Here is a 13565-nt window from a genome sequence, read left to right on the forward strand (position 1 = left end):
GTTGAACCCTCAGAGGACGCACGTCTCCCCGAAGGGATACGCACAATCCCTTCGGGCTAGGTTTAAACAAATGCAGTCGCGAGCGACGGTTGCACCAAGTGGAAGTGGGCACGCTTTCGCGTCAGGGCACGAGCCCCTATGCCACCCATTACAGGCAGCCATTCGCTTTTTCCACCATCCCATACCCCCTCATCCAACAGGTTGCCTTACGGCTTCCCTGCCGACACGCTTGCGCGTGCTGGCGGATAGTGGGGCTTACCACGTTCCCTGACTTGCCGACACGGGCGATTCGCATCGCTGCATGTCTATCCGGTTAGGACTCATCTTTCCTGGAGCTGATGTTGACGACGTGTGTCTAGGCTGAACAAACACATCCTTCAGCGTACCTTTTGGTTATGGCCTATCAGCAGATTTGGCCATTCAATGTTTACCCAGGTTCAAGCGATGATTCACTTTACGTTGCCCATGCGGAACTAGCCTGGCCCCTTCACCGCTTTTCTGCTGGCAGTGTCCACCTCTACCCTCGCGGGTAAGAGATGCCGCTTGCGCAGGGGTACTTTGTCGGGTGAGCTTCGCACAAGCCCATTGCTGGTCTTGCACGTCACCGTAGGCTACTTGTGGTCGCACACAAGGTCATGGCACTCCATTGCTAGAGAGCATGACAAGGCAGGTCAGAGTTGCACTCTGTACTTCTTCCATCAGTCAAAGCGTATGCACGTAAAAAGTCCTCCAGTGAAGGATTTCTGTTTCTTAGAAATGTCCGCTTGTGGCGGTCAGTGTGATACGGCCGGGGCGTACATTGCACGCGAGCACGGCTACGCCGGACTATTGCAGGAATAGCCAAGCTGATGAGGCTGCCGAAGTTCGGAGCCAGAGACTGGACTGTCCCCTGTGGGGTACAGCCTGATGGGAAGAATGTGCCTCGCACCAGACCCTTGGGAGGTCGGTTGTACGGTTTTCAGAGGCTCAACCGTCTAACAGAGCGACAAACGTGTCGCACTCAGCCGAACATTATAGGTTTGCGGCTACATACCCGCGCGGCCTTGTGCCGATAACAGCGATCATGAATTTTCATGCGTTGCATTAATGTCTTCATCATCGGCTTGCGGATAATCGGCAACCACTATGAGCGACACACCCCAAACCGAGACCTCCAAGCCCGCTGCCCCTGCCAAAAACCGCCTGGTGGTCTGGCTCATCGCCCTGCCCGTGATCATCTTTGGCGCGCTCATGCTCATCGGCCAGTTCATGGACGACCCGCTCAGCAAACAGCGCTGGACGGAAGCAGAAACCATCAAGATCTGCTGGAAACAGACGGCCAAGCCCGAGGCCGAGCGCAAGACCCAGGAGTTCAAAACCCCTCAGGACTGCGAACGCCTGGAGTTCGACTTCAAGACCCGCTACGGCGAAAACCCTTGAGGCAGCCGCGACGCGGCAAGCCCCGGGGGCAGGCGTCCTGGGTGACTGAGGGGCTTACTCTTCGCCCCAGTCTTCGTCCGCGCCCTCTTCCTCTTCTGCTGCAGCCAGCGCGATCATGCGATCGAAGGTCTCGATGATCGCGATGCGGCGGTCCTGCTTGTAGCCCTCCTCGGGCTCCAGCTCGTCGATACTCTGGTCCCAGGCCTGCAGATAAGTGGCTTTCCATTGCTCCAGCGTCTGCAGATCCGGCCACAGCGGATGCATGCCGCCCTCGGCCATGGCGCACAGCAGCTCGATGCGGCAGGGAACCAGATCGGACTCAGACTCGCCTGCCTGCAAGGCCTCGGGCGAGTCCAGGGCCTCGGCAATTTCATCGATGAGCTGGCCCGTGATATCGGCCAGCCAGTCCAATGCGGTGTCGTTATCGAAATTGCCGTGCGACCAAGTGCCCATGACCAAACTCCTTGCTGCGATATGTCAGTAAAGCAAGACCCAACATAGCGGGCCTTGATGTCAAAACTGTGTCAGTGCGGAAGATCGATCCAGGCGCGGCAGGTCAACGGTTGCGATTTTTCATGGCGCGCTCCACCTCGCGCTTGCCTTCGCGGTCCTTGATCACATCGCGCTTGTCATGCTCGGCCTTGCCCTTGGCCAGGGCGATCTCGCATTTCACGTAACCGTTCTTCCAATGCAGATTGATGGGCACCAGGGTATAGCCCTTTTGCTCCACCTTGCCGACAAGGCGCTTGATCTCGTCCTTTTTCAAGAGCAGCTTCTTGATCCGTGCCGAGTCGGGATTGACGTGTGTGGAAGCCGTCTTGAGCGGGTTGATCTGGCAGCCCAGCAGGAACAGCTCGCCGTCCTTGATCAGCACATAGCCATCGGTGAGCTGCACCTTGCCGCTGCGCAGGGCCTTGACCTCCCAGCCGTGCAGCACCATGCCGGCTTCGTGGCGCTCCTCGAAGAAATAGTTGAAAGCTGCTTTTTTATTGTCGGCAATGCGCGACGATGTTTCTGGTTTCTTGGCCATGGAATATTAGTTGCAGGCGGACCGGAGATGAAAGCTCTCCCTACAATACTGGATTGCCGTCTCGCCTCTGAGCGATGATTTTAGTTTCGCATCGCGCCTCTGGGTGCATTGGCTTAGGCCAATTCCCTGCTCTTGCGCCCTGCTGATTGCTCTTTGTTCATGAAAAACGTCAACAAGTCCGTCCTCATCTGGTACAGCCCCGAAGAAATGTTTGCCCTCGTGACGGACGTGGCCCACTATGCCGACTTTCTGCCCTGGTGCGATCATGCCAAGATTCTGGAGCAGGACGACACAGGCATGACAGCCGAGGTGGGTATTGCGTTCAGCGGACTGCGCAAGTCTTTCGTGACGCGCAACACGAACAGTAGCATGGATGACGGCGGCAAGCAGGTCAGCATGCGTCTGGTCAAGGGACCTTTCTCGCGTCTTGAAGGCCACTGGCGCTTTCATCCTGTGGGCGACGGCACGCAGCGCGCCTGCAAGGTCGAGCTGCAGCTGGACTACGGCTTCGAGAACGGAGCCGTGGCCGCCATCATCGGCCCGGTCTTCGACCGCATCGCAGGCTCCATGGTCGACGCCTTCATCAAGCGAGCCGAACAAATCTATGGCTGATGCTCTGCCCAAGGTGATCGACATCACGGTCTGCATCTCGCCCTGCTCCGGCACCGTGCAGGAAGCCTTGTTGCAGCTTCCCGCAGGCAGCACCGTCCAGCAGGCGCTGGACGCCGTGACTGCTTCAACAGCCTTGACGGATCTGCAACTGCCCGAACCCTTGACCGGCATGGTCGGTATTTGGGGCAAGGTCGCGAATCCGGGCCAGGTTCTCAAACATGGCGATCGTCTGGAGGTCTATCGACCACTGACCGTGGACCCCAAGGTTGCCCGACGCGAACGCTTTGCCCGCCAGGGCGCGCGCGGCGCCGGACTTTTCAAGCGTCAGAGAGACGGAGCCAAGGCGGGCTACTAGTAGCCAACAGCCAGCAGGACAAAAAAAGCGCCTTCGGAAGGCGCTTTTCTTATCGAGATTCTCCGGCGAAGACTCCGGTGACTATTGCGCCGGCTCTGCCATCGGCCCGCAATCGGAAGCAATCACGGCATCGGCGCGCTTGATCTCAGCATCGCGCGCTGCCTCATCCATGAAGCCACGCTCGCCCTTGGCATTCACATGAGAGAGCAAGCGGCCTGACGCCAGGGTTGCCTTGGCCTGCCTGGCACGATTGCAGTTGTCCTGGCGCTGCCTTTCCTTCTGCAGCTTGTCGGCCTGGGCCTTGGCTGCTTCCTGCTCCTGCATCTTGCGCTTTTGCTCTTCCAGCCCTTTGTCCACACCGACACCGGCGTCTGCCACGGGCTTGGTCGCGCCGACCTCCGGCACCGCAGAAGGTGCTGCGGGCCTGGCACCGCCGGGGCTGCGCAAAACATTCTTGGCTGGGATATCGGCCGGCGGAGCCCTGTCGCTGAACACCTTGCGCCCCTGACCATCAATCCATTGCCACTGGGCAATTGCGGGGACCGTGCAGCAGGCAATGGCTGCAAACAAAGCGAACTTGATGGCGTGCATGGAGTCAATAAGTCTTGGACTGGCGTTGGGGATTCTGGGTCACGAGCCCACATTGTGCGGCAAGTCACAGGTACAATCTTTCTTTTGGAGCCATCACATGCGCCTTCTCGGAAAAGCACTGACCTTTGACGACGTCCTGCTCGTTCCCGCCTACTCCGAAGTCCTGCCCAAGGACGTTTCCCTCGCCACCCAATTCACTCGCAATATCCGCCTGAACCTGCCCCTGGTGTCTGCCGCCATGGACACGGTCACAGAAGCGCGTCTGGCCATCGCCATTGCGCAAGAAGGCGGTATCGGCGTGATCCACAAGAACATGACAGCCGAGCAACAAGCCGCTGAAGTGTCCAAGGTCAAGCGCCACGAATCCGGTGTGGTGCACGACCCTGTGGTCATCACCCCCGAACACACCGTGCTGCAAGTGCTGCAGCTGTCGGAAGAACGCGGCATTTCGGGCTTCCCCGTGTGCGACGGCGGCAAGGTGGTCGGCATCGTGACCAGCCGCGATCTGCGCTTCGAGACCCGCTACGACGTCAAGGTCAGCCAGATCATGACGCCCCGCGAAAAGCTGATCACCGTCAATGAAAAAGACGGCACCAGCCCCGCCGAAGCCAAGGCACTGCTGAACAAGCACAAGCTCGAACGAATCCTGGTGGTGAACGACGCCTTTGAACTCAAGGGCCTGATCACTGTCAAGGACATCAACAAGCAAACCACCTTCCCCAATGCCGCGCGTGACGCATCGGGCCGCCTTCGCGTGGCCGCCGCTGTCGGCGTGGGCGCTGGCACCGAAGAGCGCGTGGAACTGCTGGTCAAGGCCGGTGTGGACGCGATCGTGGTGGACACGGCTCACGGCCACTCCAAGGGCGTGATCGATCGCGTTCGCTGGGTCAAGCAGAACTACCCCCAGGTGGACGTCATCGGCGGCAATATTGCCACCGGCGCTGCCGCCCTGGCTCTGGTGGAAGCCGGTGCCGACGCGGTCAAGGTCGGTATCGGCCCCGGCTCCATCTGTACCACCCGTATCGTGGCCGGTGTTGGCGTGCCCCAGATCATGGCCATCTCCAATGTGGCCGACGCCCTGAAGGGCACCGGCGTGCCCCTGATCGGTGACGGCGGCATCCGCTTCTCCGGCGATATCTCCAAGGCCCTGGCCGCTGGCGCATCCACCATCATGATGGGCGGCATGTTTGCCGGCACCGAAGAAGCTCCTGGCGAAGTGATTCTGTACCAGGGCCGCTCGTACAAGAGCTACCGCGGCATGGGCTCCATCGGTGCCATGCAGCAAGGCTCGGCCGACCGCTACTTCCAGGAATCCTCCACCGGCAACCCCAATGCCGACAAGCTGGTTCCCGAAGGCATCGAAGGCCGCGTCCCCTACAAGGGCTCCATGGTCTCCATCGTCTATCAGATGGCTGGCGGCGTGCGCGCCTCCATGGGCTACTGCGGTTGCGCCACGATCTCCGAGATGAACGAAAAGGCCGAGTTTGTGGAAATCACCGCAGCCGGCATCCGCGAATCTCACGTGCACGACGTGCAGATCACCAAGGAAGCGCCCAACTACCGCGCTGACTAAGCAAGTCCCTTGAAATCTGACCAGATTGAAAAATCTGGTCAGAATGCTAAAATCTGGCCTGAACTACTGGTTCTAGCCAGATTTTTTGTTTTCCGCCATGCAATCTATCGGTATCTACGAAGCCAAAAGCCGCTTTTCCGCCCTGGTCGAAATGGTCGAGCAAGGCGAAGAAGTTCGCATCACGCGCCATGGCAAAGAAGTCGTGCGCATGCTGCCCATGCGCCGCAAGCCTGTTATCACCGATGAACAGATTGCCCGTGAGCTGGAGCAGATCTCGGCCCTGCAGCAGACAGTGAAAGATCAAGCAGCCACAAACCCGGCGGCGAACAGCATCACCGGTTTGCGCCACACAGGACGGAGCCAGGCATGAGCGCCACCGCTTTTGTGCTCGATGCATCCGTCACCGCTGCCTGGCTGCTGCCTGACGACGCCAGCGAGCACACCAGACGCCTCTACACCCGTATCCGCCGCGATGAAGTCGACCCGCAAGCCCCCAACCTCTGGCAGTGGGAATGCGGCAACCTGATTGCATCGGGCGTGAATAATGGCCGTATCCCGCAGACTTCGGTCGAAGGCCTGTGGGGCGTGCTGGAAGCCATTCGCCACCGCGTGGAGCTGCACGACCTGGCTCCTGCACAGCACAAGGCCGTGCTGGATGTGGCGCTGGACACAGGCCTGCCCACCTACGATGCCGCATACCTGTGGCTGGCGCAGTCGCTGCGCCTGCCACTGGCCACATTCGATGCAGCCCAGATCGCGGCCGCCCGCAAAAGCGGCGTCACTGTCTGGGCTCCCGAAGATTTCTAATCCCTTTTTGCCACCCTCTTGCCCTTGATCACCATGCAACACGACAAGATTCTTATTCTGGACTTCGGCTCCCAGGTCACGCAGCTGATTGCTCGCCGCGTGCGCGAAGCCAATGTCTACTGCGAAGTTCACCCCTGCGATGTGAGCAGCGACTGGGTGCGCGAGTTTGCCGCCGACGGCAAGCTCAAGGGCATCATCCTGTCCGGCAGCCATGCCTCCGTCTACGAAGTGGACGACCGCGCTCCCGACGCCGTGTTCGAGCTGAACCTGCCCGTGCTGGGCATTTGCTACGGCATGCAGACCATGGCCACCCAGCTGGGCGGCAAGGTCGAAGGCTCCAACACCCGTGAATTCGGTTACGCCGAAGTGCGCGCCCATGGCCACACCAAGCTGCTGGAAGGCATCGAAGACTTCGCCACGGCCGAAGGCCACGGCATGCTCAAGGTCTGGATGAGCCACGGCGACAAGGTCACCGAGCTGCCTCCGGGCTTCAAGGTCATGGCCTCCACTCCCTCCTGCCCCATCGCCGGCATGGCCGACGAAGCACGTCGCTACTACGCCGTGCAGTTCCACCCCGAAGTCACGCACACCGTGCAGGGCCAGGCACTGCTCAACCGCTTTGTGCTCGACATCTGCGGCACGCAAGCTGACTGGATCATGGGCGACTACATCGAAGAAGCCGTGGCCAAGATCCGCGAGCAGGTAGGCGACGAAGAAGTGATCCTGGGCCTGTCCGGCGGCGTTGATTCGTCGGTGGCTGCAGCCCTGATCCACCGCGCCATCGGCGACCAGCTGACCTGCGTGTTCGTCGATCACGGTCTGCTGCGCCTGAACGAAGGCGATATGGTCATGGACATGTTCGAAGGCAAGCTGCACGCCAAGGTCGTGCGCGTCGATGCCTCGGCTCTGTTCCTGGGCGAGCTGGCCGGCGTGTCCGAGCCCGAGCAAAAGCGCAAGATCATCGGCCGCCTGTTCGTGGACGTATTCAAGGCAGAGGCCGAAAAGCTCAAGGCTGCCAACGCCGGCTCCAAGGGCGCCACTTTCCTGGCCCAGGGCACCATCTACCCCGACGTGATCGAGTCGGGCGGTGCCAAGAGCAAGAAGGCCGTCACCATCAAGAGCCACCACAACGTCGGCGGCCTGCCCGAGCAACTGGGCCTGAAGCTGCTGGAGCCCCTGCGCGATCTGTTCAAGGACGAAGTGCGCGAACTGGGCGTGGCCCTGGGCCTGCCCCGCGGCATGGTCTACCGCCATCCCTTCCCCGGCCCCGGCCTGGGCGTACGCATTCTGGGCGAAGTGAAGAAGGAATATGCCGACCTGCTGCGCCGCGCAGATGCCATCTTCATCGAAGAGCTGAACAACTGGATCGACGAAAAGACCGGCAAGAGCTGGTACGACCTGACCAGCCAGGCCTTTACCGTGTTCCTGCCCGTCAAGAGCGTGGGCGTGATGGGCGACGGCCGCACCTACGACTACGTCGTGGCCCTGCGCGCCGTGGTCACCAGTGACTTCATGACTGCCGACTGGGCCGAGCTGCCCTACGGCCTGCTCAAGAAGGTCTCCGGCCGCATCATCAACGAAGTGCGCGGCATCAACCGCGTCACCTATGACGTGAGCACCAAGCCACCAGCAACCATCGAGTGGGAATAATTTACAGTGATTCCAAGACGTCCAGCAGCGTCTTGGATTTCGCATAACTATTTGAATTTCAAAGAGTTAAGTGTTTTTCGCAATCCTATACGGTGCAACGAAAACCACATAGTTTTACGGCAAATTTGACGGTAAATCCGTGATTTCCTGAGGCGCTGCTTTTCTTTACCGACACGTGTTGTGACGGTAAAGTTTTTAAAGAAAGGCAGCCATGCTCACAGACACAGAACTGCGCAAACTGCGCCCTAAAGACAAGGCATTTAAAATTGCTGACCGAGACGGCATGTACGTCTCGGTCTCCCCTGCTGGAACCAAGTCGTTCCGATACGACTACCGTCTCAATGGCAGACGTGAAACGCTGACCATTGGCCGCTATGACGAGTCTCTCGGATCAAAGTCCTCCCGTGAGTCAAGCGAGCTTGAGTTCGGTCTATCCGTTTCCCTGGCAGAAGCACGTGCGCTACTTGCAACAGCTAGACGCAGCGTCGAAGCGGGTGAATCACCATCCAGAAGCAAAGTTGAAAAGCGACAAGAAGCAGCAGACGCGCTGACTTTCTCAAGCTGGGCTGAGCGCTATTTCGCCGACAAAGCGGACCCCAACAACAGTGCACGTTTGGCCGATTCGACCATCGCCATGCGGCGCTCTGTCTATAAACGCTATCTGGAGGGCCCTTTTGGCAAGCTGAAGCTTGACGAAATCAAGCCAGCGCAGTTAATGAAACACTGCGAAAGCATTCGCGAAAAAGGTGCTTCTGCACCAGCTGTTCAAGTGCGCGAGATAGTCTTGCTGGTGTACCGCTTTGCGGCGGCAAAAGATAAGTCATTTTCGGCGCCAAACCCCGCGGAAGCCATTCGCCCCAGCGATATAGCGACATTCAAAGCGAGAGATCGTGCGCTAAGCCCAAGAGAAATACGAAAATTTCTTGAAGCTTTAGATACAACAGCCACTGCCGCAACACTCCGCCTAGCTTTACGCTTCGTCATGTTGACAATGGTTCGCAAGGGCGAATTCATAAATTCCACATGGGATGAGGTTGATTTTGATAATGCGACCTGGACAATTCCCAAAGAGCGCATGAAGACCGGAAAAGCGCATGTAGTTTATTTAAGCAATCAAGCACAAGATATTCTTATTACATTCAAAACCTGCTTTTCAACATCTAACCACCTTCATCCAGGTCGTTATGATATGAATACGCCGATAAGCAATGCAACACTTAATCGTGTTATCGAAGTAGCAGTTAAATCAATAAATTCCCAAGGGGAAGAATTTGAAAATTTTACAGTTCATGATTTAAGAAGAACAGCATCATCACTACTTAATGAAGCTGGTTTCAATAGAGATTGGATTGAAAAATGTCTAGCTCATGAGGAGGGGAGCATTCGCGGAATCTACAACAAAGCTGAATATGGGGAGCAGCGACGTGTAATGCTACAGGCATGGGCCGACATGATTGATGCATGGTGTAAAGGTGAGAGTGTGCGTGAAATAGTACGCAAAGCAAAAATATTGGCTGCAAACGTTGAGCTGGAAATTTAATGGAATAAAAATGCCTAACAAAGAAAAAATATATATTTTAAAGCATACGCCTGATGGATTTCAGCTGTCGCTTGAACGTGATTCTGAGGATTTTATTTTTGAAGAGCGAAAAAGCTCGCCACCAGGATTAGATGCATTAAAAATGCCTCGCTGGGATCATTGGTATCAACGAAAACTGGCTCGGCCATGGCAAGCTACTTTGCTTGGGATGAACATTGAGCCACACCCAAGTGTGAGGAGTGTTCTAAAACAGCACGCCCCTGATCGCTATCAAATATATAAAGATAGAATGGATATTCTGACAACTCTTATGGGGTATGAAATAGGAGTTGTAGAAGATCACTTGAAATCAGGAGAAAAGGCGAATGAAAATTATATTGAACTCTCAGAGTATTGCATATATGCTGAAAAATTAAATTGGGTCGATATGCATGAGATGCGAAATGGATTGAAATTAGACACCGCCCCTCCTGTTCTTGAACCTAATGCAAAGTTTGAGAAAAATGTTCTTTATGTTCTCGACGTGATACTTGAAAATTCTGTTGGAGAGTATAGAAATTCAAAAGGAGAGCGCAGCCCTCAAGCTGTTATAGATTGGGTGAAAAAAAAGGATGCGAGTATACCTATAGGTGCTTCAACATTAGCATTGTGGTTTAAAAAGATGAATAACATAATGAACTAAAAATATAGTAATCAACTTCTTGAAAAAATAAAAAATCAACCGCAATTGCGATTATTTTTCAGCAATTGCGGTATTTTTTTTATTTCATTAAATTTCTAATTAATCCATCGCGATACAGATGGATGCAAGCAGGGACGCCTGGCCTCCATCGCAAGCTCATAGCATTGATGGAAAAAGCCATGCAGAAGTTGATTCAAGAAGCGCTTGCACAAAAGCGCGAAACCCTGCTCCGTAAGCGTGAAGTACTGCGTTTGCTGGGCATGTCTAACAGTTCTTTCTATGCCTTCATTAAGGCTGGAAAAATTCCGCCGGGGGTTCCGATTGGCCCGCGTATGAAAGGCTGGCCAGCAAGCGAGATCGACGCTTACATTCAATCTTGCATCGCAAAACGCGACAGTCAGCAAGAAGGCGGTGTGGCATGAAGCTCAAAACCCTCCCCTTTAAAAAGGAAAAAATTCTGAGTGCCTTGGCACAGGTTGTAGCAGGGCACTGTGACCTCAAATCTGGCGTGACACTGATGGTCGGGCCGATCAATGACGGACAAGCCCTTCTGTGTCAAGCAACGATGGTCAAGGCACTGGTTCACGCATCGTCGTGTTTGCCTGTTCCTACGCCTGAACGCGACAACATTTTTTTCATGGATAGCGGGCCTGCACGGCAACTCGAACAATTAAGCGCTACTCGTGCCAAACTGGGCCTCATCGCATCGGAGCTCAAGAAGTGCGAATTCTTGAAGCGTGCGACTTCTTCGGTCTTGGATTGGACCAGTCCCGCAGCCGTTTTCATCTTGCTCAATTTGAAGGCGTTGAAGTCTGGCGGCTATGTTTTTCTGACGCAGCCTTCAGGTACTGAGCCTGATTTTCGAGGCCTTCTGCAACTGAATCGGATGGCCGAAGAGCATGACACTCGCGTCATCATGTTCTGTCCAGGAGTTGTTGACAGTGATAAATACTCATCTGTCGCAAACGAAATTTTCGTGGTCACGCCACGTGATCCCAACCCTGGCTACGAGCAGGCCTTTGAAATCTCGTGTCCTCAACTGGCGAGTTCATTGAGTCCAGCCAGTGGCAAGGTGCTCTGCTGTATACGGATGGGTCATGATGGTCTTGAATCTGAAATCACCCCCTACGTTGCTGATGACCTGAGAACACGGCTGATGGCAATTCTCAAAGCCGACGATTGGAGCCTGGAGAAGATTGGCGAGATCGTCAATCTCAATAAGTCGAATGTAAGCCGCAAGCTTAGCTTTGTCTCTACTTCCGTGCCGAAGGGTTGGGATGCTCGAATGTTGGACGAATGGCTTGAAGCATGCGGCCTGGACCCCATTGAGAGCGAAGGCACTGATGACGCCGGTTCTGCGGGCGATGATCAAACTGCCGAGTCCGAGGACTATGACGACGGTGATGATCTGGACGACTTGGATTGCGTCAAACCCGTTGCACGAGCCAGCCGCAACGAGCGCAACACGCGCAACGACGCCAAACCCAAGAAGAAAAATCGTTAGTAGCTTGGTGTTGGGGCTCTGTGTGCAATCAGTGTTCCAACACATTCGACTAGCCATGTTTCTGGTAGCTCTAATAAGTATGCAATCAATAGCTGTAGCTATGTAGATATGCACGAGTACTGATCTATAGCTGTACTACTACCGGCATAGAGCTACCCACCACCACCATCACAGCAGCTCGGCAAAACGGCGCAAGCCCCACCGGGCTAGGCAAGCTGTATCCGGTGCACCAACGCTGTTCAGTGCTCATCTGCACTCAGCGCAAACAAAAACTGTAAATAACTTGAGCATCGACAGCATGGTGCTCTGTGCCTCATCACGCCCGCAAACCGCTACGGCGGGCACGCCTGCGACATAGCGCTCGAACTGGCGGAGATCAGGCCACAGCTCCATGCACCAGATGCAATCGATGTGCGTGACAGCCATCGAGTTCGTCCACCAAGTTCAAAAAGCAATGGTATGAAACTACGTCCCAAACCCCTGATGCCTGTCGTGGATCGTCTGGCATGGAAGCTGAAGTGGCGCTGCAGCAATGACCGCGAGCACCCTGACTATCAAAGCGTCCTCAGCAACGTAAAAGCAGAGATCAAAGCTGGAAATTGTGCATGGGCCTTTCTAGCAGGCCCTAAGTACTGCATCAATGTCCACGTTCTGTTTGATGGAGAAAGTAATGCCCTAATTCAGCTCGTGGCAGTTGACCCTGTACGCCAAAAATGCGGCCTACGGATTGAATGCAACCCCGCAAAAATGCAGTCTGGTGATGTTGAAAAGCTTCACGCGGTCATGCGTCGCATCATCGGTCACCGTGAGTACAACCGCTTGATGCGTGAGCCGCTGCTCCAAGTGTTTCATGTTGCTGTCGACATTCTGTACCTGGCCCTAGACAAAGTATTGGTGCAGTACAAAAACGGCCAACTTATGACGGTGTTCGGTAAGCGTGTTAACGCCAAGGGCATCATCGAAGGCTACAACTTTGGCAGCGTCGAGAGCAACTATCAAACCACTGTCTATGACAAGCACCTTGAGCGCGTACATGCAGCGGTCATGGAGATCGCAAGAACAGGCAGCACAGGCACAAACGCTGATCCGCTGACAGCCAACCGGATCAGACAGCTCAAGAAAGCCATCAACGGCTGCGAGACCACACGTGTTGAAGTGCGTGGCAAGAAGATGCTGGGGCTTCCCTTGTGGAAGCTGCCGCAGCAAACCAACCGCTTTGAGCGCTTTAGCTTCGCTGATCTATCTGCTGCTGGCTCCGAGTTGCCTCCACTCATCGAGAAAGCGTTCCAGGCAATGTGCCGTCAAGACGGCGTGAAAGCCACGCTGGCTGCGTTCAAGCACACTGAGTACGCGCGCAGCGTTCCCAAGTACTGGCGCAGTCACCAAGCTACGTGGTGGCAGCCGGCGCAGCTGTGGGAGCAGGCTTGTGCAGCGTTGCGGGAATCCAGAATTTTTCCGCCCGCTGCGTTTGAGCCTCCCCACAACCGCAAGTAGAGCCTCAGCGTTGCGCAACTGGATAGTTGCTGCTCTGAATCCTATGGCTGGATGGCATGCGCTGTCTGGCCATTTTTATTGCTGTGCAGCAGCGCTTTTGATATGCATTGCCGCGCACTATTGCCGATAGCAGAAAAACGCGGCACGAATGTTCTGGCAGCTTCTAGCGTCATTGACCTAAGTGTCGGGTCCCGGACGATTGGCTGCTTAAAAACAAGCGTCCGTTGCTGCATGGCCGAGAGGTACTGCAAGCAGTTCTGGCAACATGGCAATCCCGTGCCAAGGAGTTGCCATGCTGATCAGCCTTC

15 protein-coding genes are annotated in these 13565 nt (G+C 55.7%); 12 read left to right on the forward strand and 3 right to left on the reverse strand.

The window, feature by feature from the left end; all coding sequences use genetic code 11:
- Positions 1-1125 precede the first annotated feature (1125 nt).
- Positions 1126-1419: a hypothetical protein gene (locus tag FSY45_RS27025; protein ID WP_003064870.1), complete on the forward strand. Its 294-nt coding sequence runs from the start codon at positions 1126-1128 to the stop codon at positions 1417-1419.
- 54 nt (positions 1420-1473) lie between these two features.
- On the opposite strand, the gene FSY45_RS27030 is transcribed toward FSY45_RS27025, so the two are convergent.
- Both FSY45_RS27030 and smpB read right to left on the reverse strand, forming a co-directional pair.
- Positions 1474-1872 (reverse strand): DUF4259 domain-containing protein, encoded by a 399-nt coding sequence (locus FSY45_RS27030; protein WP_003064869.1) that lies wholly within the window; start codon positions 1870-1872, stop codon positions 1474-1476.
- Positions 1873-1975: 103 nt separating this feature from the next.
- A complete protein-coding gene (gene smpB / locus FSY45_RS27035) occupies positions 1976-2449 on the reverse strand; it encodes an SsrA-binding protein SmpB (protein WP_003054725.1) in 474 nt (157 codons plus the stop codon).
- Between the two features lie 159 nt (positions 2450-2608).
- On the opposite strand from smpB, the gene FSY45_RS27040 reads away from it, so the two are divergent.
- Both FSY45_RS27040 and FSY45_RS27045 read left to right on the forward strand, forming a co-directional pair.
- The gene (locus tag FSY45_RS27040; protein WP_003064868.1) at positions 2609-3061 is read left to right on the forward strand and encodes a type II toxin-antitoxin system RatA family toxin; all 453 of its coding nucleotides are present in this window, start codon (positions 2609-2611) and stop codon (positions 3059-3061) included.
- Positions 3054-3416 carry an RnfH family protein gene (locus tag FSY45_RS27045; RefSeq protein ID WP_148748559.1) on the forward strand — a complete coding sequence of 121 codons (363 nt, stop codon included), beginning with the start codon at positions 3054-3056 and terminating at the stop codon, positions 3414-3416. Before FSY45_RS27040 ends, FSY45_RS27045 begins: the two co-directional genes overlap by 8 nt.
- 81 nt (positions 3417-3497) lie before the next feature.
- On the opposite strand, the gene FSY45_RS27050 is transcribed toward FSY45_RS27045, so the two are convergent.
- On the reverse strand, positions 3498-4007 hold the full coding sequence (locus FSY45_RS27050; protein ID WP_003064864.1) for a DUF4124 domain-containing protein: 510 nt from the start codon (positions 4005-4007) through the stop codon (positions 3498-3500).
- 97 nt (positions 4008-4104) lie between these two features.
- Between FSY45_RS27050 and guaB the strand changes: the two genes are divergently transcribed.
- From guaB to FSY45_RS27100, 9 genes are all read left to right on the forward strand, one after another.
- Positions 4105-5580, forward strand: coding sequence for an IMP dehydrogenase (gene guaB, locus FSY45_RS27055; RefSeq protein ID WP_003064862.1), 1476 nt, complete (start codon positions 4105-4107; stop codon positions 5578-5580).
- A 97-nt stretch (positions 5581-5677) separates the two neighbouring features.
- Positions 5678-5950, forward strand: coding sequence for a type II toxin-antitoxin system Phd/YefM family antitoxin (locus tag FSY45_RS27060; RefSeq protein ID WP_046462812.1), 273 nt, complete (start codon positions 5678-5680; stop codon positions 5948-5950).
- Positions 5947-6387, forward strand: a complete 441-nt coding sequence (locus FSY45_RS27065) for a type II toxin-antitoxin system VapC family toxin (protein ID WP_003064858.1) — start codon at positions 5947-5949, stop codon at positions 6385-6387. Before FSY45_RS27060 ends, FSY45_RS27065 begins: the two co-directional genes overlap by 4 nt.
- 33 nt (positions 6388-6420) lie before the next feature.
- Positions 6421-8037 carry a glutamine-hydrolyzing GMP synthase gene (gene guaA / locus FSY45_RS27070; protein WP_003064855.1) on the forward strand — a complete coding sequence of 539 codons (1617 nt, stop codon included), beginning with the start codon at positions 6421-6423 and terminating at the stop codon, positions 8035-8037.
- Between the two features lie 211 nt (positions 8038-8248).
- The gene (locus FSY45_RS27075; RefSeq protein ID WP_003074902.1) at positions 8249-9577 is read left to right on the forward strand and encodes a site-specific integrase; all 1329 of its coding nucleotides are present in this window, start codon (positions 8249-8251) and stop codon (positions 9575-9577) included.
- Between the two features lie 10 nt (positions 9578-9587).
- A complete protein-coding gene (locus FSY45_RS27080; RefSeq protein ID WP_138983846.1) occupies positions 9588-10259 on the forward strand; it encodes a hypothetical protein in 672 nt (223 codons plus the stop codon).
- 179 nt (positions 10260-10438) lie between these two features.
- Entirely contained in the window at positions 10439-10681 is a 243-nt protein-coding gene (locus tag FSY45_RS27085) for an AlpA family transcriptional regulator (RefSeq protein ID WP_042438310.1), read from the forward strand.
- Positions 10678-11763 (forward strand): hypothetical protein, encoded by a 1086-nt coding sequence (locus FSY45_RS27090; protein WP_003074898.1) that lies wholly within the window; start codon positions 10678-10680, stop codon positions 11761-11763. Before FSY45_RS27085 ends, FSY45_RS27090 begins: the two co-directional genes overlap by 4 nt.
- A 459-nt stretch (positions 11764-12222) precedes the next feature.
- Complete coding sequence (locus FSY45_RS27100; protein ID WP_003074893.1) at positions 12223-13257, forward strand: hypothetical protein; 1035 nt, start codon at positions 12223-12225, stop codon at positions 13255-13257.
- Positions 13258-13565 lie beyond the last annotated feature (308 nt).

The sequence above is a fragment of the Comamonas sp. Z1 genome (genome assembly GCF_008121555.1).
Lineage (GTDB): Bacteria > Pseudomonadota > Gammaproteobacteria > Burkholderiales > Burkholderiaceae_C > Comamonas > Comamonas thiooxydans.